At 70.7% G+C, this 19,229-nt stretch carries 15 protein-coding genes; 8 read left to right on the forward strand and 7 right to left on the reverse strand.

The genetic code is table 11. The features are described 5' to 3' along the window. Nucleotides 1–39 precede the first annotated feature (39 nt). Nucleotides 40–462, forward strand: coding sequence for a hypothetical protein (locus ACIBJE_RS03130; RefSeq protein WP_396742160.1), 423 nt, complete (start codon nucleotides 40–42; stop codon nucleotides 460–462). A gap of 136 nt (nucleotides 463–598) precedes the next feature. On the opposite strand, the gene ACIBJE_RS03135 is transcribed toward ACIBJE_RS03130, so the two are convergent. Both ACIBJE_RS03135 and ACIBJE_RS03140 read right to left on the reverse strand, forming a co-directional pair. Further along, on the reverse strand, nucleotides 599–1,297 hold the full coding sequence (locus tag ACIBJE_RS03135) for a hypothetical protein (protein ID WP_396742162.1): 699 nt from the start codon (nucleotides 1,295–1,297) through the stop codon (nucleotides 599–601). A gap of 141 nt (nucleotides 1,298–1,438) precedes the next feature. Continuing rightward, the gene (locus tag ACIBJE_RS03140; protein WP_396742164.1) at nucleotides 1,439–1,576 is read right to left on the reverse strand and encodes a hypothetical protein; all 138 of its coding nucleotides are present in this window, start codon (nucleotides 1,574–1,576) and stop codon (nucleotides 1,439–1,441) included. A gap of 404 nt (nucleotides 1,577–1,980) precedes the next feature. Between ACIBJE_RS03140 and ACIBJE_RS03145 the strand changes: the two genes are divergently transcribed. Continuing rightward, on the forward strand, nucleotides 1,981–5,934 hold the full coding sequence (locus ACIBJE_RS03145; protein WP_396742166.1) for a hypothetical protein: 3,954 nt from the start codon (nucleotides 1,981–1,983) through the stop codon (nucleotides 5,932–5,934). A gap of 18 nt (nucleotides 5,935–5,952) precedes the next feature. Here the strand turns inward: ACIBJE_RS03145 and glgB are convergent, their stop codons facing one another. From glgB to ACIBJE_RS03165, 4 genes are all read right to left on the reverse strand, one after another. Next, nucleotides 5,953–8,055 (reverse strand): 1,4-alpha-glucan branching protein GlgB, encoded by a 2,103-nt coding sequence (gene glgB / locus ACIBJE_RS03150; RefSeq protein ID WP_396742167.1) that lies wholly within the window; start codon nucleotides 8,053–8,055, stop codon nucleotides 5,953–5,955. Beyond that, nucleotides 8,043–10,136 carry a maltotransferase domain-containing protein gene (locus ACIBJE_RS03155; RefSeq protein ID WP_396742169.1) on the reverse strand — a complete coding sequence of 698 codons (2,094 nt, stop codon included), beginning with the start codon at nucleotides 10,134–10,136 and terminating at the stop codon, nucleotides 8,043–8,045. Before ACIBJE_RS03155 ends, glgB begins: the two co-directional genes overlap by 13 nt. Before the next feature lie 100 nt (nucleotides 10,137–10,236). Continuing rightward, nucleotides 10,237–11,181, reverse strand: a complete 945-nt coding sequence (locus ACIBJE_RS03160; RefSeq protein ID WP_396742171.1) for an acyltransferase domain-containing protein — start codon at nucleotides 11,179–11,181, stop codon at nucleotides 10,237–10,239. Between the two features lie 303 nt (nucleotides 11,182–11,484). Next, nucleotides 11,485–11,712: a winged helix-turn-helix domain-containing protein gene (locus ACIBJE_RS03165; RefSeq protein ID WP_396742173.1), complete on the reverse strand. Its 228-nt coding sequence runs from the start codon at nucleotides 11,710–11,712 to the stop codon at nucleotides 11,485–11,487. Between the two features lie 200 nt (nucleotides 11,713–11,912). Between ACIBJE_RS03165 and ACIBJE_RS03170 the strand changes: the two genes are divergently transcribed. The 3 genes from ACIBJE_RS03170 to ACIBJE_RS03180 are packed head-to-tail and all read left to right on the forward strand — an operon-like array spanning nucleotide 11,913 to nucleotide 13,517. After that, entirely contained in the window at nucleotides 11,913–12,110 is a 198-nt protein-coding gene (locus ACIBJE_RS03170; protein WP_396742175.1) for a hypothetical protein, read from the forward strand. Nucleotides 12,111–12,126: 16 nt separating this feature from the next. After that, the gene (locus tag ACIBJE_RS03175; RefSeq protein ID WP_396742177.1) at nucleotides 12,127–13,287 is read left to right on the forward strand and encodes a helix-turn-helix domain-containing protein; all 1,161 of its coding nucleotides are present in this window, start codon (nucleotides 12,127–12,129) and stop codon (nucleotides 13,285–13,287) included. Nucleotides 13,288–13,343: 56 nt separating this feature from the next. Further along, on the forward strand, nucleotides 13,344–13,517 hold the full coding sequence (locus tag ACIBJE_RS03180) for a hypothetical protein (RefSeq protein ID WP_396742179.1): 174 nt from the start codon (nucleotides 13,344–13,346) through the stop codon (nucleotides 13,515–13,517). A gap of 6 nt (nucleotides 13,518–13,523) precedes the next feature. Here the strand turns inward: ACIBJE_RS03180 and glgA are convergent, their stop codons facing one another. Then, entirely contained in the window at nucleotides 13,524–14,756 is a 1,233-nt protein-coding gene (glgA, locus tag ACIBJE_RS03185; RefSeq protein ID WP_396742181.1) for a glycogen synthase, read from the reverse strand. A 105-nt stretch (nucleotides 14,757–14,861) separates the two neighbouring features. Here glgA and glgC point away from each other — a divergent pair, with 105 nt between their 5' ends. The 3 genes from glgC to wecB all read left to right on the forward strand — a co-directional run bounded on the left by glgC (nucleotide 14,862) and on the right by wecB (nucleotide 19,052). Further along, nucleotides 14,862–16,094, forward strand: a complete 1,233-nt coding sequence (gene glgC / locus ACIBJE_RS03190; RefSeq protein ID WP_396742183.1) for a glucose-1-phosphate adenylyltransferase — start codon at nucleotides 14,862–14,864, stop codon at nucleotides 16,092–16,094. Between the two features lie 100 nt (nucleotides 16,095–16,194). Beyond that, nucleotides 16,195–17,838, forward strand: a complete 1,644-nt coding sequence (gene pgm / locus ACIBJE_RS03195; protein ID WP_396742185.1) for a phosphoglucomutase (alpha-D-glucose-1,6-bisphosphate-dependent) — start codon at nucleotides 16,195–16,197, stop codon at nucleotides 17,836–17,838. An 89-nt stretch (nucleotides 17,839–17,927) separates the two neighbouring features. Next, a complete protein-coding gene (wecB, locus tag ACIBJE_RS03200) occupies nucleotides 17,928–19,052 on the forward strand; it encodes a non-hydrolyzing UDP-N-acetylglucosamine 2-epimerase (RefSeq protein ID WP_396742187.1) in 1,125 nt (374 codons plus the stop codon). Nucleotides 19,053–19,229: the final 177 nt, after the last annotated feature.

The following is a 19,229-nucleotide window of genomic DNA, read 5'->3' on the forward strand; positions in this document are numbered from 1 at the left end:
ATCCGTGGAAGAACTTCGCGCACCTGGGATGCTGTCCACGTGACCGTCCTCCAGTCCGTGGTCCTGGTGGGCTTGTTCTCCGCGAAGGACCGTGACTACCAGGCCCGGCTTGACGCCCTGGAAGCGCGGGTGACGGCGCTGGGAGGACAGGTCCTGGGTCGGTACGCTCAGCGCAGAGGTGTCTCCGACGGCGGCGTCCGGCTGATGACGACCCCACTGTCGCGCCGTTTCCTCGTCCGTCGGGGAAAGCTGGAGGAGATCGCTGCCACCTGCTCGAGCAGGGACGTCGACGCCGTGGTGTTCGTCAACGACCTGAACGACTATCAGCGCCGATGGCTGTCGAACCGGCTGGAGCGCCCTGTCCTCACCCAGGCCGATCTCGACCATCCGGTGCAGAGCCTGGCAAACCTGACCCGATCCCGACCTCGCACCCGCCAGAAATCCACCCACCGTCGTCGCTAGGTTCCGCCTCGCGGATCATGGATCTCGCTCGTCAGGTGCGTGTGGCACGAGGGGATCTGACGAGTCGCGACCGGCTGTGCTGCCGCCGCTGCTGCCGGTGCAGTCCTGCCGGGTGACCAGTGGCGGGAGGGAGGACCTAGCGCGCGGCCTGCTTGCCGCGCAACCGGTCGCGCCATTCCAGCAGCATCTTCAGGTGGTGCTGTCCGAGGTTCTCGTCCTCGGGGTAGACGGTGCGCCGCTCGGCGGCGAGTTCCTTCTCCACGAAGAAGAGAGCACGCTTGACGTCGCCGTGACGCTCCAGCGCGTAGGCCAGGCCCTGCCAGGTCTCGCGCAGTTGCTCCTCCGAGGGCCGCTCCAGGGCCTCCAGTTCGGCGAGGACATCGGTGAACACCTGAATCGCCTCGGCGCTCGCCCCGCTGTCCCTCAGCGAGTAGCCGACCGAGCGCCGCGCGAGGAGCGTGTCGCGATGGTACGGGCCGAGCACCCGGGCCCTGTCATCGGCGAGACGCCGGGTCTCGGCGATCACTGTGGGCCAGCCGAGAGTCTTCGGAGCGAGGGAGATCAGTTCCCAGCGAGCGGCCAGGGTGTCGGGATGGTCCGCGCCAAGTGCCGCCGTCCGGTCGGCGACCTCCGTCTGGGCGAGGCGGATCGCGGCGGCCGGGTCGCCCTCCTTCAGCAGCCAGAACCGCAGCTTCCTGCGGGCGTCCACGGTGTCGGTGTGCCAGGGGCCGAGGGTTCGGGTCAAGAGCTCGATGCCCTGCTCGGCCTTGTCCCCGGCCATCGACCCCGGCCGCGTCCACGGCTTGAACCTCCGCAGCACACGCCGACGCCGCACCCACGACCTTATGCCCATCTATGCAGATTAGTGCGCGGCCTGCGGCGGGCCCAGACGTCGCCTCGGCTCGCACTGATCCACGAGACACGCCCTGGGGCTGCGCTACGACTGCTGCCCCCACCGAAGAGGGTCTTGCGTAGATCAGCGATGCTGCCGGCTCTCCTTGTTGTCTCGGGGTAGCCGACGCCGGGACTTGAATGCGTCCGCGATGTTGATCAAACTCGTGGTCAGATTGACTAGGGCGATGATGGCGGTCACGTCGCCGGTGATGGTTTCCATCTGTATGTCCCTGTCGGTGGTGTTTGATTCGGGACCGTCGTCCCGTGATGACGTCAGCCAGCTTGTCGCCCTCGGTGTGCGCGGCCCTGTGCGCTGGTGTGCGTTGTTTCGGCGGTCGGCGCCAATCGCTGTCGGGCGGGCTCTTCCTCGATAGCGGGAGGGCACAGTGGGCGCACGGTTACCGGACGGAACTGGCCGTTGGGTCGTGGAGGGTTGTCGGGGGTCGGATGAGTCCGAGACGTAGCGGTCGGGGCAGACCGATCAACCAGCAGGCTTGGCCGGCTTCCGGGGCGGGGCGACGCTGGCTGGTGTACTGCGACAAGGTTCACCAGGCCAACGGAATGCCGAGCCTTAGCGTGGTCGCCGCAGCATTGGGGCTTACCTCAAGGAGCCGCGTCGGGGAGATGCTGCGCGGTCTGGCGATGCCAGCCGACGAGGCGCAGGCCCGGAACCTGCTGCGCGCATTGGGGACGGTCGGCGCAGAGGCAGATCGGGGTGTCCGCTACTACAAGGAGGCCTGCGCCGAGGCCCGGGAAACTCGGCGTGACTTCGATCGACCGGGTTGGTGGCTGCGTTCCGGCTACGTCGAGCAGGTCGGTGACATCGCTCCGCTGCGGCTGCTCGACCGCCAGGACGAGTTGAACGATCTGGCCGCCTGGTGCACCGACGGAGACGAGTCGTATATGTGGTGGCGAGCGGGGCCGCGGGCGGGCAAGTCCGCACTGATGGCCTGGTTCGTCCTTCACCCGCCGCCGGGCCTGTGGGTGGTTTCGTTCTTCGTCACCGCCCGTTATTCGGGTCAGGCCGATAGCGCAGCCTTCACCGACGGCCTGCTCGACCAGCTTTCCGCGATCACCGGTGATCAAGTTCCCCTGCTCACCTCCGCCGCCGCGCGGGACCGGCTGCGGCGCCGACTGCTGGGCGAGGCCGTAGCGAAGGCGGCAAAGGCGGGTAGGCGGCTGGTACTGCTCGTTGACGGGTTGGATGAGGACTGCGGTTCCTTGCCTGGTTCCGGGCTGCCCAGCATCGCTGCTTGCCTGCCTAAACGTCCTCCCGACGGGTTGCGGGTGATCGTCGCTGGCCGGCCGGACCCGCCGCTGCCCGCCGACGTTGACGCCGACCACCCACTGCACAACTGCCGGATCCGCCGGTTGGATATCTCGCCGCATGCCACGCAGGTCACTGCGTTGGCACAGCGTGAACTCGACGAGGTCCTAGCCACCGACCGGAGTCGCCACGACGGCCTGGGCTACCAGGTTCTCGGTCTGGTCACTGCCTGCGGCGGTGGCCTAAGCCACCGCGATCTGCAGCAGTTAACGGGACGGCCCACCTTCGAAATTGACCGGCTTCTTCGCGGCGTGTTTGGCCGTACTATCGCCGGGCGCGTCGATACCGCCGCCACAGCGCGCGTGTTCCTGTTCACCCACGAGACCCTGCGTGCGCAGGCCGTCGACCGGCTCGGTCCGGACACTCTCGCTGGCTTCGCCGACCGCCTGCACGACTGGGCTGCCGGTTACCGGGACCGAGGATGGCCCGCCGACACCCCGGGATATTTGCTACGCGGGTATGCCCGCATGCTCGCCGAGACCAACGACGTTGACCGGCTGGTCGCATTGGCCACCGACTCCGCACGCCACGATCGAATGCTGGATGCCACCGGCGGCGACGCCGCAGCCCTAGCCGAGATCACCACCGCCCTAACGCATACCAGCAGCCAATCCTTCCCCAACCTGTGCCACGCCCTGCGTTTGGCCTGGTACCGCGACCAGCTCACCGAGCGCAATACCAACATCCCCACTGAACTTCCCGCCGTCTGGGCATCTGTCGGGCAACCCGTCCGCGCCGAAGCCCTTGCCCGGTCTATCACCAACACGGAAATGCGGGCGCAGGCTCTGACCAGCCTGGTCAAGACGTGGGCTGCCGCAGGGCAGATCGACCGAGCCATTGCAATGGCGACCGCAGCCGGACAGACCGCCCGGTCTATTGGCAAGTCGGAATCGCAGGCGTGGGCTTTGAGTGATCTGGCTATGGCGTTAGCTACCGCAGGCGAGTTTGACCACGCCGAAGCCGTCACCCAGTCCATAACGGACCCGTCCCGGCAGGCGCAGGTCCTCACCCAACTGGTCGAGTTAGCGGCTACCGGAGGTGAGGCCGATCGAGCGGTGGCGCTGGCAATCGCGGCCGAGTCGAGGGCCGAGTCCATCACGGACCCGGTTTCACAGGCACGATCCCTGTCGAAACTGGTCGTGGCACTGGCTGCCGTAGGCGAGTTCGATCGAGCTGCGGCATTGACGCTCGTCGCCGAGCGCACAGCCCGGTCCATTGAGCGTCCGTGCTGGCAGGTGCGGACCCTTACTGAACTGGCCGCGACGTGGACTGTCGTAGGGCAGGTTGACCGGGCTGCGGCATTGGCTATCGTCGCCGAGCGGACGGCTCGTTCCGACACCAACCCGGAAGCGCGGGCGGAGGCCCTCACCTACTTGGCCGAGGAGTGGGCTGTCGCAGGGCAGGTAGATCGAGCTGTGGTGTTGGCCACTGTGGCCGGGCAGTCGGCTCGGTTGATTGCGGATGCGGGCCCGCGGGCGCACGCCCTCGTTCATCTGGTCAAGGTGTTGGCTGCGGTAGGCCAGGTCGACCAAGCTGTGGCGGTGGCAGACGCCGCCGAGCAGACTGTCAGATCCATCAGGGATCGGGACCGACGGGCGCAAGTCCTCGTTGAACTGGTCAAAGCCCTGGCTGCCGTAGGGCAGTCTGACCGAGCTGTGGTGTTGGCCGACGCCGCCGAGCGGGCGGCCCGATCCGTCACCAACTCGGACTCGCAGGGCTGGGCCCTGACTGGCCTGGCTGACGCGTTGGCTGCCGCAGGCGAGGTTGACCGCGCCGAGCGAGCGGCCCGGTACATGACCGACCCGTGCCACCAGGTGTGGACCTTCTCCAGTCTGGTCTCAGCGTTCGCTGCCGTAGGCAAGGTAGATCGAGCTGTGGCGTTGGCGACCGAAGCCGAACGGACTGCCCAGTCCATTCCGGATACGCGTCTGCGGGCCGTGGCCCTCACTGAACTGGTCCGGGTGCTGGCTGCCATAGGGCAGATCGATCAAGCTGTGGCGTTGGCGAAGGTCGCCGAACGATCGGTCTGGTTGATCCCGGACCCGCACTTGCAGGCGCCTGCCCTCACTCATCTGGCCGAGAGGTGGGTCATCCTGGGGCAGCCTGATCGAGCTGCGTCGTTAGCCGTCGCTGCCGAACAGACGGCCCGGTCCATCACCGATCGGTACTCGCAGGCGCACGCCCTGAGTAGCCTGGCTCAGGCGCTAGCTGCGGCAGGCGAGGTTGACCGTGCCGAGGCCATCGCCCGGTCCATCACCGAACCGGGATCGCAGGCGCGTGCCCTGATTGATCTGGCCGAGCGGTTGGTCGTCGTAGGGCAGTCTGACCGGGCTGTGGCATTGACCAACGTCGCCGAGCGTACAGTCCGGTCCATCTTGGACCCAGGCCCGCAGGCGCGGGGTTTGAGTAGCCTGGCTGGGGTGTTGGCTGCCGCAGGCGAGGTTGGCCGTGCCGAGGCCATCGCCCGGTCCATCACCGAACCGGAATCGCAGGCGCATGCCCTGATCGACTTGGCCGAGCGGTTGGTCGTCGTAGGGCAGTCTGATCGAGCTGCGTCGTTAGCCGTCGCTGCCGAACAGACGGCCCGGTCCATCACCGATCGGTACTCGCAGGTGCGGGCCATGAGTAGCCTGGCTCCGGGGTTAGCTGCCGTAGGCGAGGTTGGCCGGGCCGAGACCGTCGCCCGGTCCATCACGGACCCGGAATCGCAGGCGCGTGCCCTCACTCACCTGATCGAGCTGTTTACTGGCTTAGGCCACGTCGATCGAGCTGTGGCGTTGGCGAACATCGCCGAACGGGCAGCCCGATCCATCACCGATCTCTACTCACAGACTCGAGCCCTCACCCACCTCGCGGGGGCGTGGACTGTCGCAGGGCAGGCCGATCGAGCCGCGGCAATGGCCACCGCCGCCGAACAGACTGCCCGGTCCATCACCAACCCCGAGTCGAAGGCGCGGGCCCTCAGTCATCTCGCCACAACGTGGACTGCCGCAGGCGAGGTGGACTGCGCCGAACGGACGGCCCGGTCCATCACGGACCCGACTTTTCAGGCGCAGGCCCTGACCGGCCTTGCTGCGATCGCCGAACCGGCCAAAGCTCGTTCCTTGATCGCGGGTGCCCTGACTGTCGGGCGCTGGACGCTTTCCTTACCCGCCTTAGCCGACGTGAGCCCAGATGCGCTGTCCGTCCTCGTGGACGACTGCCTACCTCATCGAGTTCACTGCGCTCGAGTTGGTGGGCGCCAAAACTAGTTTCTCCTTCCACGGCCGTCAGGCGGGGCGAAGCCAGAGCACGCCGAGCGGGGGCACCTGGAGGAGAGCCGACGCGGGCAGGCCGTGCCAGGGCACGGACTCCGCGCGCACCGTGCCGAGGTTGCCCACGCCCGAACCGCCGTAGTGGTGCGCGTCGGTGTTGACGATCTCCGTCCAGGTGCCACCGGCCGGCAGGCCGATCCGGTAATCGTGCAGCGGTCGGGCGGAGAAGTTCGCCACGCACACCAGCGTCGAGCCGTCCGGGGCGATCCGGATGAAGGACGCCGTGTTGTTGGCGACGTCGTCCCCGGCGATCCAGCGGAAGCCGGCCGGCTCGGTGTCCTGCGCCCAGAGTGCCGGGGTGTCCCGGTAGACCGTGTTCAGGTCCTTGACCAGCCGTTGGACGCCGGCTCGTGCCGGGTCGTGCAGGAGGTACCAGTCGAGGCCGCGTTCCTCGCTCCACTCCCGCTCGTCGCCCAGCTCACAGCCCATGAAGATCAGCTGCTTACCCGGGTGCGCCCACATGTACGCCAGCAGCGCCCGCACGTTCGCCAGCTTCTGCCACAGGTCACCGGGCATCTTGCCGACCAGCGAGCCCTTGCCGTGCACCACCTCGTCGTGGCTGATCGGCAGCACGTAGTTCTCGCTGAAGGCGTACGCCAGGGAGAAGGTGAGCTGATGGTGGTGGTGCTGCCGGTAGACCGGGTCCTTCGAGGTGTAGAGCAGGGTGTCGTGCATCCAGCCCATGTTCCACTTGAACCCGTAACCGAGCCCGCCGTCGCTGGTCGCCCGGGTCACGCCCGGCCAGGCGGTCGACTCCTCGGCGATCATCACCACCCCGGCGTGGTGCTTGTAGACGGTGGCGTTGACCTCCTGCATGAAGGCGATCGCCTCCAGGTTCTCCCGGCCGCCGTGCCGGTTGGGCTCCCACTGCCCCTCGCCGCGCGAGTAGTCCAGGTAGAGCATGGACGCCACCGCGTCCACCCGCAGCCCGTCGACGTGGAACTCGTCGAACCAGTAGAGCGCGTTGGCGACCAGGAAGTTGCGCACCTCACGCCGGCCGAAGTCGAAGACGTACGTGCCCCAGTCGGGGTGCTCGCCGCGACGCGGGTCGGGGTGCTCGTAGAGCGGGGTGCCGTCGAAGCGGGCGAGTGCCCAGTCGTCCTTGGGGAAGTGCGCCGGCACCCAGTCCAGGATCACCCCGACACCGGCGGCGTGCAGGGTGTCGACCAGGTGGCGGAACGCGTCCGGGTCACCGAACCGGGACGTGGGGGCGTAGTAGCCGGTGACCTGGTAGCCCCACGATCCGCCGAACGGATGCTCCATCACCGGCATGAACTCGACGTGCGTGAAGCCCAGGTCGGTCACGTACGCCGTCAACTGCTCGGCCAGCTCCCGGTAGCCGAGGCCGGGCCGCCACGATCCGAGGTGCACCTCGTACACGCTCATCGGCTCCTGGTGCGGCTGCCGCCGCGCCCGCCGGGCCAGCCAGTCCGCGTCGTTCCACTCGTACGTCGAGCGGTGCACCACCGACGCGGTGGCCGGCGGCACCTCGGCGTACGCGGCCATCGGGTCGGCCTTGTCCCGCCAGTGCCCGTCCGCGCCGAGGATGCGGTACTTGTACCGCTGCCCGGTCCTCGCCCCGGGCACGAGGATCTCCCACACCCCGCTGGAGCCGAGGGAGCGCATCGGCCAGCCGTCGTCCGGGCCCCAACCGGTGAACTCGCCGACCACCTGCACGCCCCGCGCGTTGGGCGCCCACACCGCGAAGGCCACTCCGGCGTCGGTGACCCGCGCCCCGAGCGCCTCCCAGAGCCGTTCGTGCCGCCCCTCGCCGATCAGGTGCAGGTCCAGCTCACCGAGCGAGGGGGAGTGGCGGTACGGGTCGTCGTGCGCGGTGCCGTCCACCTCGACCCGGTAGTCGGTCACGGTGCCCGGCACGTTCGCCTCGAACACGCCCGCGTCGTGCACCCGGCGCATCGGATGCCGTGCCCCGTCGACCAGCAGTGTCACCTCCGCCGCGCCCCGACGCAGGGTCCGGATCGTGGTGCGCCCCTCGGCGGGGTGCGCCCCCAACACGGCGTGCGGGTCGTGCGCCGCACCGGCGATCAACTGCTCCATTCCACATCCTTCCCAGCGGGGGCGACCGGTGCGGTACCGCCGGAGAGATCGTCCGGCACCGCCTCGACGGTCAGCTCGTTCGGTGCGGCCGGGACGGCGGCCGGGGGTTCGGCGGGGGTGGGACGCCGCACCGTGAACACGTGCGCGGGTTGCAGGTACGGGTCGAGCCGGACGGCGTTGCGCTGCCCCCACTCGTAGCTGGCCCCGGTCAGCTCGTCGTGCACGGTGAAGCGCTCGTGCCAGTCGAAGCCGAGCGCGGGCATGTCCAGGGTGGTGTTTCCCCACTGCACGCTCTGCGCGTCGAACGAGCAGACCACCAGCACGGTGTTGCCGGTGTCGGCGTCCCGCTTCGACCAGCAGAGCAGCATCGGGTTGTCGATCTCGTGGAAGACCAGGTTGCGCAGCTGGTGCAGGGCGGGGTTGTCCTGACGGACCCGGTTGAGCGTGGCGATGAACGGCGCGAGGGACCGGCCCTGGGCCTGCGCGCCGGCCCAGTCCCGGGGGCGCAGCTCGAACTTCTCGTTGTCGAGGTACTCCTCCGCGCCGGGGCGGGCCTCGTGCTCGAAGAGTTCGTACCCGGCGTACATGCCCCAGGAGGGGGAGAGCAGGCTGGCCAGCACCGCCCGGATCTTGAACATCGGCGGCCCGCCGTGCTGCAACGTCTCGTGCAGGATGTCCGGGGTGTTGGGCCAGAAGTTCGGCCGCATCCAGTCGACCGAGGCGACCAGCTCCTCGCAGTACTCCCGCATCTCGGCGGGCGTCGTCCGCCAGGTGAAGTACGTGTACGACTGGGTGAAACCGATCTTGCCCAGTCCGTGCATCATCGCCGGCCGGGTGAACGCCTCGGCGAGGAAGAGCACGTCCGGGTTGACCTTCTTCACCTCGCCGATGAGCCAGTACCAGAAGTCGACCGGCTTGGTGTGCGGGTTGTCGACCCGGAAGATCTTCACGCCCTCGCCGACCCAGTGCAGCACCACCCGCAGGATCTCCGTCCGGATGCCCTCCGGGTCGTTGTCGAAGTTCAGCGGGTAGATGTCCTGGTACTTCTTCGGCGGGTTCTCCGCGTACGCGATGGTGCCGTCGGCGCGGGTGGTGAACCACTCCGGGTGCTCGGTGACCCACGGGTGGTCCGGCGCGCACTGCAACGCCAGGTCCATCGCCACCTCCAGACCGGCGTCGGCGGCGGCGGCGATGAAATCGCGGAAGTCCTCCGGCGTACCCAGGTCGGGGTGGAGGGCGTCGTGGCCGCCCTCGGCCGCGCCGATCGCCCACGGCGAGCCCACGTCGTCCGGGCCGGCGACCAGGGTGTTGTTGCGGCCTTTACGGTTGATCCGGCCGATCGGGTGGATCGGCGGCAGGTAGAGCACGTCGAAGCCCATCGCGGCGACCCCGGGCAGGCGCTCCATCGCGGTGACGAAGGTGCCGGACTGGGCGGGGGCGTCGACGGTGGCCGGGATCGCTCCCTCGGAGCGGGGGAAGAATTCGTACCAGGCGGAGAAGAGCGCCCGGGGCCGGTCCACCCAGAGGGCGTACTCCTCGGCGGGAGTGACCAGCTCGCGGACCGGATGCTCCCAGAGCAGCTCGGCCAGCTCCAGGGCCGGGGCGACCCGCCGCGGCACCGGCAGCTCCTCGTCCCGCAGCGCGGCGGCGGCGGCCTCGACCCGCTCCCGCTCCGTCGGCGGTACGGTCGCGGCGGCGGCGTCCAGCACGCCCGCCCCGTCGGCCAGGTCGTTGGCCAGTTCGGCGGCACCCTGCCCGGCGGCGATCTTCTTCGTCACCGCGTTCTGCCAGGTCAGATACGGGTCGGCGAACGCCTCGACGGTGAACGTCCAGCGGCCGACCGCGTCCGGCCGGATGGTGGCGTGCCAGCGGTCCTGCCCCGGCTCGCCAGGACGCATCCGTGCCGCCGGGCGCTCCCGCCCGTCCGGGCCCTGCCAGCGCACCGTGCAGCCGAGTGCGTCGTGTCCCTCCCGGTAGGCGCGGGCGGACACCGGCACCACCTCGCCGACGACCGCCTTGGCCGGGTAGCGACCGCACGCCACCGAGGGGGTGATGTCTTCGATCGGGAACCGTCCAGTCACCCCGTCAACCTACTGCCCGAGATCCCTTCGCGCGCGGCCGAGCGCTCCCTTCTTCCCCGCCCCCGCCCGGCCGACCGCGCGTGAACACCCCCAGGGTTGGCTAGATCGGGAAGCGGCCCCGGCGCCAGCGCCAGTGGCGGCCGGCCTTCAGATGGTCGACGATCGCGCGCTGGAGCACGGTGCGGCGGGGTAGCTGGTCGAGCGGCGTGGTCAGGGTGCGGAACACGAACCGCCGCGACTCGACGTCGGCGTCCAGCCCATCCTGCTCCTCGAAGGGCTCCAGCTCGAACCGCCGCTGGAACCGGACGATGTTGGACTCCTCGGGCAGGTACTCCCGCAGCTGCGGGTCGAGCAGCCACGAGCCGCAGGAGAACGCCGTGTAGCGCTCGTCGGGAAAATGGCGCGGGAAGAACGCGCGGGCCTCGTCGAGCGACGCCGCGACCGCCTCCGGGGTCATCGGCCCCGACTCGGGGATGTGCAGGCCGAGGGCGTCCTCGCCGCGCTGGTACTGCAACCGGCCCAGCTCGTAGATGCCGCCGCGCGCGTGCAGCGTCAGCCAGCTCTGCATGATCGGCCAGCCCTCGCGGTGCATCCGCCGGTCGATCGCGAGGTTGCGGCCCAGGTCCGCGAGGGTCGCCCACGACACGGTGTCGGCGATGCCGTGGTCGCGGTGGTACCCGGTGACGACGTCGACCAGGGCCAGGTACGCGTACACGTAGAGGTGCCGCCAGGCAGGGCCCCGGTCACGCGGCAGCGCCGGACCGGGCGAAAGCCAGCCGTGGCCCCCGAGATCGGCGCGGACCAGGGCGATCGAGCGGTCGAGCAGCCAGCGCAGCTCCGGAGTCCACAGGGGAGAGTCGGGGTCGGGCCAGCCTGCCATGATCTCTGCGGCGTCGTCCGGCCGCACCGCGAGCCGGTCGAGGATCGCGGGCGCGTCGGCCTTGGCGGGCAGCGGAGCCGACGGCAGGTCACCGGCGAGCCGGTGCACGCGGCCGACTTCCTCGACGGGCACCCCGAGCCGGGCGGCGATGTCGTCCAGATCCACGCGGACGACCCTACCGGCCGGTCGGCGTTCTCCACGGCCCCGTACCGCTCGGGCGGATCCCGCCAGCGTCCGGGAGATCAGTCGCGCCTCGCCGGGGCCCGACCACCGCGGCGGCTCCCGCCGGGCCGTCTCCGGTGATGGTGATGGACGTCCGTCGCGCCTGGCCCCTCAGGTTGTTGCCCTGAGCGAGGCGAGTTGGCCTACGTTCAGCACCCCGAGCCCGATCTTGGACAGTTACCGTCCGCATAGGACGGTAACTGTCCAAGATCGGGCGGTGTGGCGACCCGGCTGCCGAAATGCGGCCTAGCTGGGCGGGTTCGCCGCCACAAATGACCCCTTGCCCTGGTGCACCTCGATCCAGCCCCGCTCGTCGAGGAGCCAGAGAGCCCGTTTGATCGGGTTGTCGGAAGAGCTGTACTGGCGGGCGAGTTCGGCAATCGTCGGCAGCTTGTCGCCGGGCTTGAGCGTGCCGCTTCGGATCGACGCCGTTATGTCGTCGATGACCTGTTCGTACACGGGCTTGCGGGGCATGGAGGACCACCTCTCGTCAGCCCGTCCAGAATCTCACCAAGCGCGACACGGTGTGGACCCTGTGTTGACTCTGGCTACTGAGGGTCCTAAGTTGCTTGCGAGTGAGGTCCTCTCGTCAGCAGCGGAGTACCTCCGTACCGGGCGGGGTGGTTCCTCCCCGTGCCACCCCGCCCCCCATCGACAACCCCGAGGAGGCACGGATGCGTGAGCGTCCGCATGACGGGCCGTTGCCGGCGGCGCGCCCGGTGCCGGGTGCCCGGCCGCCGCACCCCGACGGAGACCGGGTGCCGGGTCCGCCCGGTCCGGGCCGCGCACCGCTCACCCGCCGGCAGTACGCCTACGGTGTGACGGTCGCGCTGCTCGTACTCGTGCTGCTCGTGGTCGGGATCCTCCGGTGAGCGGGACGGGCCGGCGGTGAACGAGCTGCCGGTGGGTCGCCGGGTCGCCCAGTGGCGGGTCCGGCGGAACATGACCCAGCAGCAGTTCGCCGACCGCCTCGGCAGGTCGAAGAGCTGGGTGGACAAGGTCGAGCGCGGGGTACGCCGGCTGGAACGGGTGTCCAGCCTCCGGGAGGTCGCCGACGCGCTCCGGATCGACCTGGGCGTGCTGCTGGCCGACCAGCCCGGCAGACCGGATCCGGCCGCCGCAGGCGTGGAGGGGGTACGCACCGCCCTGTCGCGGTACCACGTCGAGCCCCCGGCCGAGCCGGTCGACGTGGCGGAGGTGCGGGCCCGGCTGGACCACGCGGACCAGAGCTACCGGCACGCCCGCTACCCGCAACTGCTCGCCCTGCTGCCCGGCCTGCTCGACGCCGCCCGCGTCGCGCGGGCCGTCCGCCCCGACCGGACGACCGCCGGGCTGCTGGTCTCCGGGTACGCGCTCACCGCCCTGGCGTTGGTCAAGGTCGACCAGGGGGAGTTGGCCTGGCTGGCCGCCGACCGGGGGATGGCGCTCGCCCTGGCCACGGGTGATCCGCAGGTCGCCGCCGTCGCCACGGTGTCCCTGGCGCAGGCGCTGCGCCTCGGCGACCGGCGACGCTCGGCGATGGAGGCGGCCGTCGTCGCCGCCCACCGGCTGCGGTCGACGCGGTCCGGTACCCCGGATCCGTCCCTGCTGGGGACGCTGCTGGTACAGGCCGCGCTGGCCGCCGCCGGCCGGGGCCTGGACCGGGACGCGGGAGGGTTGCTCGACCAGGCGGCGAAGGCCGACCGGGAGGCCGGGGCCGGTGACGTCGGATTCGGCCGGGCGGCGGTCGAGGCCGCGCGGGTGGTGGCGGAGACGGCGCTCGGGGACGCCCCGGCGGCGACGGCACGACACGAGCGGCTGACGGCCGGCGGCGGGTGGCGGTGGCTGCCGACCGAGCACCGGGCCGCCTACCTGCTCGACGTGGCCCGCGCGTACGTGCTGGCCGGTGACCTGCGGCGGGCGGGCCGGGCGCTGCTCGACGCCGAACGCACCGCCCGCAGCGAGGTGCACGACCGGCCGGCGGTACGAGATCTTGTCGCCGTCGTGGCGCGGTCGGCCGCCGCCCCCGCCGACCTGGCCCGCCTCGCCGCCGCCCTCCAGGTCACGTGACCTCCTGGCGGCAGCGATGCGGCCGGCGCAATCTGCATGAGCGTGAGGAGGCAAACGTGACCGAAGAAGCAGGCGCACCGCGCGTCAACGGCGTCGACACCCCTGGGCGACGCCTGGTCCGGCACAGGAGGGGACGGGGCAGCGCCCGCGAGACCGAGGGCATGACGACGGACGCGCTGCTGGACATGCTCCGTGGCCGTGATCCTGACGCCGACCGTCCCGGGGACTGACCGACGTCAGGTGGTCGCGCCGACCGAGCGGTACACCTCGACGGTGCGTTCGGCGATGGCGTCCCAGGAGAAGTGTTCGACGGCCCGGCGGCGGCCGGCGCGGCCGAACGCCTCCACCCGCTCCGGGTCGGCGAGCAGCGCGTTGACCGCCCCGGCCAGGTCGGCGACGAAGCGGTCCGGGTCGAGCGGGGTGCCGCTGCCGTCGGTCGCCTGCTCGATCGGGACGAGCAGCCCGGTCTCGCCGTCGGCGACCACCTCGGGGATGCCGCCGGTGGCGGTCGCCACCACCGCCGTCTCGCAGGCCATCGCCTCCAGGTTGACGATGCCCATCGGCTCGTAGACCGACGGGCAGACGAAGACGGTGGCGTGGGTGAGCACCTGGATCACCTCGTGCTTCGGCAGCATCTCGGCCACCCAGACGACCCCGGACCGCTTCGCCCGCAGCTCGTCGACGAGCCCCTCCACCTCGGCGGCGATCTCCGGGGTGTCCGGCGCGCCGGCCAGCAGCACCAGCTGCGCGTCCGCCGGCAGGTCCCGGGCCGCCCGGAGCAGGTACGGCAGGCCCTTCTGCCGGGTGATCCGCCCGACGTAGACCACGCTGGGGCGGGACGGGTCGACGCCGAGCCGGGCCAGCACGTCGGTGCCGTGGTCCGGGGCGTACTGCGCGGTGTCGATGCCGTTGTGCACCACCCGGACCTTCGCCGGGTCCACCGCCGGGTACGCCGCCAGCACGTCGCGCATCATGCCGGCGCTCACCGCGATCACCGCGTCGGCGGCCTCGATCGCGGTCCGCTCGCACCAGGAGGAGAGCGCGTACCCGCCGCCGAGCTGTTCGGCCTTCCACGGGCGCAGCGGCTCCAGGCTGTGCACGGTCACCACGTGCGGCACGCCGTGCAGCAGCTTCGCGGTGTGCCCGGCGAGGTTGGCGTACCAGGTGTGGCTGTGCACCACGTCGGTGCCGGCGCAACCGGCGGCCATCGCCAGGTCGACGCCCATGGTGCGCAGCGCCGCGTTCGCCCCGGCCAGCTCGGCCGGCTCGGGGTACGCGGTGACGCCCGGCCCGGTGCGCGGCGCGCCGAAGCAGTGCACCCGTACGTCGGCGAGTCGGCGCAGCTCACGGGCCAGGTACTCGACGTGCACGCCGGCCCCGCCGTACACCTTCGGCGGGTACTCCCGGGTGAGCAGGTCGACGCGGAGCGGGGCGGTGCCGGCGGCGCGCGGCGACGCGGAGTCGGTCATGCCCGCAATGTAATGCACGCCGGGCCGCGCCACCCGGCGTGGAACCAGCCGTGAAGTGTGCCCGTACGAGTGGTGGGATCGCACGCGGGTGGTTAGCGTCTGAACATGGCTGAGAAGGTGCTCGCGATCGTCCTGGCCGGTGGGGAGGGCAAGCGCCTGATGCCGCTCACCGCCGACCGGGCCAAGCCCGCCGTGCCGTTCGGCGGGATGTACCGGATGGTGGACTTCGTCCTGTCCAACCTGGCGAACGCCGGGTTCCTGAAGATCGTCGTGCTGACCCAGTACAAGTCCCACTCGCTGGACCGGCACATCACCAAGACCTGGCGGATGTCGACCCTGCTCGGCAACTACGTCACCCCGGTCCCGGCGCAGCAGCGGCGCGGCCCGTGGTGGTTCGCCGGCTCGGCCGACGCGATCTACCAGAGCTTCAACCTGATCCACGACGAGCAGCCGGACTACGTGATCGTCTTCGGCGCGGACCACATCTACCGGATGGACCCCCGGCAGATGGTGGACGACCACATCGCCTCCGGGGCCGGGGTGACCGTGGCCGGCATCCGGCAGCCGCTGTCGACGGCCGACCAGTTCGGCGTGATCGAGGTGGGCGAGGACGGCCGGCGCATCCGGGCGTTCCGGGAGAAGCCCACCGACGCGGTCGGGCTGCCGGACGCCCCGGACCAGATCTACGCCTCGATGGGCAACTACGTCTTCACCACGAAGGTGCTCTGCGAGGCCGTCGAGCGCGACGCGGAGGACAAGACCAGCAAGCACGACATGGGCGGCAGCATCATCCCGATGCTGGTCGAGCGGGGCGAGGCGAACGTCTACGACTTCCGCGACAACGAGGTGCCCGGCAGCACCGACCGGGACCGTGGCTACTGGCGGGACGTGGGGACGCTCGACTCGTTCTACGACGCGCACATGGATCTGATCAACGTCCACCCGATCTTCAACCTCTACAACTTCGAGTGGCCGATCTACACCGGGCAGTTGACCTACCCGCCGGCGAAGTTCGTGCACCAGTGGGGCGAGCGGGTCGGCCGGGCGGTCGCCTCGATGGTCTCGCCGGGCGCGGTGATCTCCGGGTCGCTGGTGGAGAACTCGATCGTCTCCCCGAAGGTGAAGGTGCACTCCTGGGCACACGTGGACGGCGCGGTGCTGATGGAGGGAGCCGAGATCGGCCGGCACGCGGTCGTCCGCCGGGCCATCCTGGACAAGAACGTGTTCGTCCCCGAGGGCGCCGAGATCGGCGTCGACCTCGAAAAGGACCGGCAGCGCTACACCGTCTCGGAGAACGGCATCGTCGTCATCGGCAAGGGGCAACGCGTCGAGGTCTGAGGCCGCCGCCCGAAGTCCGTCGGCTCCACCAGGGGCCGGCGCTCCACCCCGTGGTCCGCCGGATCCGCCCGGCGCTCCGCCCCGTCAGGAGGTTGCAGAAGTGGCCCACGCCCGTGCCGGAAAGCCCGCCGAGCCCGCCGACCTGGTCGACGTGCCCCGGCTGGTCACCGCCTACTACGCCGCGCACCCTGATCCGGCCGACCCGGCGCAGCAGGTCTCCTTCGGCACGTCCGGGCACCGTGGGTCGAGCCTGCGCAACGCCTTCAACGAACACCACATCCTCGCCGTCACCCAGGCGCTCTGCGACTACCGGCGGGCCAACGGGGTCGACGGTCCGCTCTTCCTCGCCCGGGACACCCACGCGCTCTCCGCCCCGGCGGCGGTGACCGCGCTGGAGGTGCTCGCCGCCAACGACGTGACGGTGCTGGTCGACAGCCGGGACGCCTACACCCCGACCCCGGCGTTGTCACACGCCGTGCTCACCCACAACCGGGGCCGCACCGCCGGGCTCGCCGACGGCATCGTCATCACCCCGTCGCACAACCCGCCGGACGACGGCGGCTTCAAGTACAACCCCACCAACGGGGGCCCGGCCGACACCGACGCCACCCGGTGGATCCAGGACCGGGCGAACGCCATCCTCGCCGCCGGGCTCACCGAGGTGAAGCGGGTGCCGTACGCGCGGGCCCGCGCCGCCGACACCACCGGGGAGTACGACTTCCTCGCCGGTTACGTCGACGACCTGCCCGCCGCGCTGGACATCGCCGCCATCCGGGACGCCGGGGTGCGCATCGGCGCGGACCCGCTCGGCGGGGCGAGCGTGGCGTACTGGGGCGAGATCGCCGAGCGGCACAAGCTCGACCTGACCGTGGTGAACCCGACCGTCGACCCGACCTGGCGGTTCATGACCCTGGACGGCGACGGCAAGATCCGGATGGACTGCTCCTCGCCCAACGCGATGGCCTCGCTGATCGCGGCCCGCGCCGACTACCAGGTTTCCACCGGCAACGACGCGGACGCCGACCGGCACGGCATCGTCACCCCGGACGGGGGCCTGCTCAATCCCAACCACTATCTCGCGGTGGCGATCGGCCACCTGTACCGCACGCGTACCGGGTGGGGGCCGGACGCGGCGGTCGGCAAGACCCTGGTCTCGTCGTCCATGATCGACCGGGTGGCGGCCGACCTGGGGCGTCCGTTGCTGGAGGTGCCGGTCGGCTTCAAGTGGTTCGTGCCGGGGCTGCTCGACGGCACGGTCGGCTTCGGCGGTGAGGAGAGCGCCGGGGCGTCGTTCCTGCGCCGGGACGGCAGCACCTGGACCACCGACAAGGACGGCATCCTGCTCTGCCTGCTGGCCGCCGAGATCATCGCCACCACCGGCCGGACGCCGAGCCAGCACTACGCCGACCTGACCGAGCGGTTCGGCGCTCCCGCCTACGCCCGGATCGACGCCCCGGCCAGCCGGGAGCAGAAGGCGGTGCTCGGGAAGCTCTCCCCGGAGCAGGTCACCGCGACCGAACTGGCCGGCGAGCCGATCACCGCCACGCTCACCACCGCGCCCGGCAACGGCGCGTCGATCGGCGGCCTGAAGGTGACCACCGCCTCGGGTTGGTTCGCCGCCCGTCCCTCCGGCACCGAGGACGTCTACAAGATCTACGCCGAGTCGTTCCAGGGCCCGGAGCATCTCACCCGGATCCAGGAGGAGGCGCGGGAGCTGGTCTCGACGGTGCTCGGGCAGGGCTGACGCCCGGGTCGGCTCCATCGTCGGCCGGCGTCACCGCACCGCCGTCCCCTCGTTGGCCCCTCCGTGGCGTCGACGAGGGGAGCACGACCGTGACCAGGGTGATGACCGTGGTCGGCACCCGGCCGGAGATCATCCGGCTGGCCCGGGTGATGGACCGGCTGGACCGGACCGTGGACCACGTCCTGGTGCACACCGGGCAGAACTGGGACCACTCGCTCTCCGAGGTGTTCTTCAGCGAGTTGCGGCTGCGCCGGCCGGACCGGTTCCTCGACGTGGACACGTCGTCACTGGGGCGCACCCTCGGCGGCGTGCTGGTCGGCATGGAGCAGGTCATCGCCGAGGTCCGCCCGGACGCCTTGCTGGTGCTCGGCGACACGAACAGCTGCATCGCCGCGCTGATGGCCCGCCGGATGCGGGTGCCGGTCTACCACATGGAGGCGGGCAACCGCTGCTACGACCTGAACGTGCCGGAGGAGACCAACCGTCGCCTCGTCGACCACGTCGCCGACTTCAACCTGGTCTACACCGAGCACGCCCGACGGAACCTGCTCGCCGAGGGGCTGCACCCGCGCCGGATCCTGCACACCGGCTCGCCCATGCGGGAGGTGCTGGAACACCACCGTCCGGACATCGAGCGGTCGACGATCCTCGACCAGCTCGGCCTGGCCCCGGGCGGATACTTCCTGGTCAGCGCGCACCGGGAGGAGAACGTCGACGCCCCCGCCCGGCTCGGCCGGCTGCTCGACTGCCTGCGGGCGGTCCGGGACGAGTGGGGCCTGCCGGTGCTGGTCTCCACCCACCCCCGGACCCGCAAGCGGCTGGAGACGCTCGCCCCGGACGACAGCACCCTGGACGGGATCACGTTCCACGAGCCGTTCGGCCTCTTCGACTACGTACGGCTCCAACTCGGAGCCGGCTGCACCCTCTCGGACAGCGGGACGATCAGCGAGGAGTCGGCGATCCTCGGGTTCCCGGCGGTGACCCTGCGCGAGTCGATCGAACGCCCCGAGGCGCTGGACGTCGGGGGGATCATCATGACCGGACTGGACCCGGCCGGCGTGGTCGAGGCGGTCCGGGTGACCGTCGACCAGGTGACGGCCGACGGGGTGCCCTGCCCGGCCGACTACCGGGTGCCGGACACCTCCCGCCGGGTGGTCGACTTCGTCCTCTCCACGGTCCGCCGGCACCACGCCTGGGCCGGCGTCCGCCGCTAACGCCGCCCGCCCCGCCCCCCTCGCCTGCCCGCCCCGCCCCGATGATCGACTCTTCTTGCGGCATGTCGGGGCGTCCCGGCACCTTGGGTTCAAGTGGTTGTTGCAACGGGGTGGATTCTCGTGAGGATGAGGGTTCATGCCAGGGAGACGGTTGTCGTCCGCGGAGCGGGCGCAGAT

The organism is Micromonospora sp. NPDC050187 (assembly GCF_044459745.1).
GTDB lineage: Bacteria > Actinomycetota > Actinomycetes > Mycobacteriales > Micromonosporaceae > Micromonospora.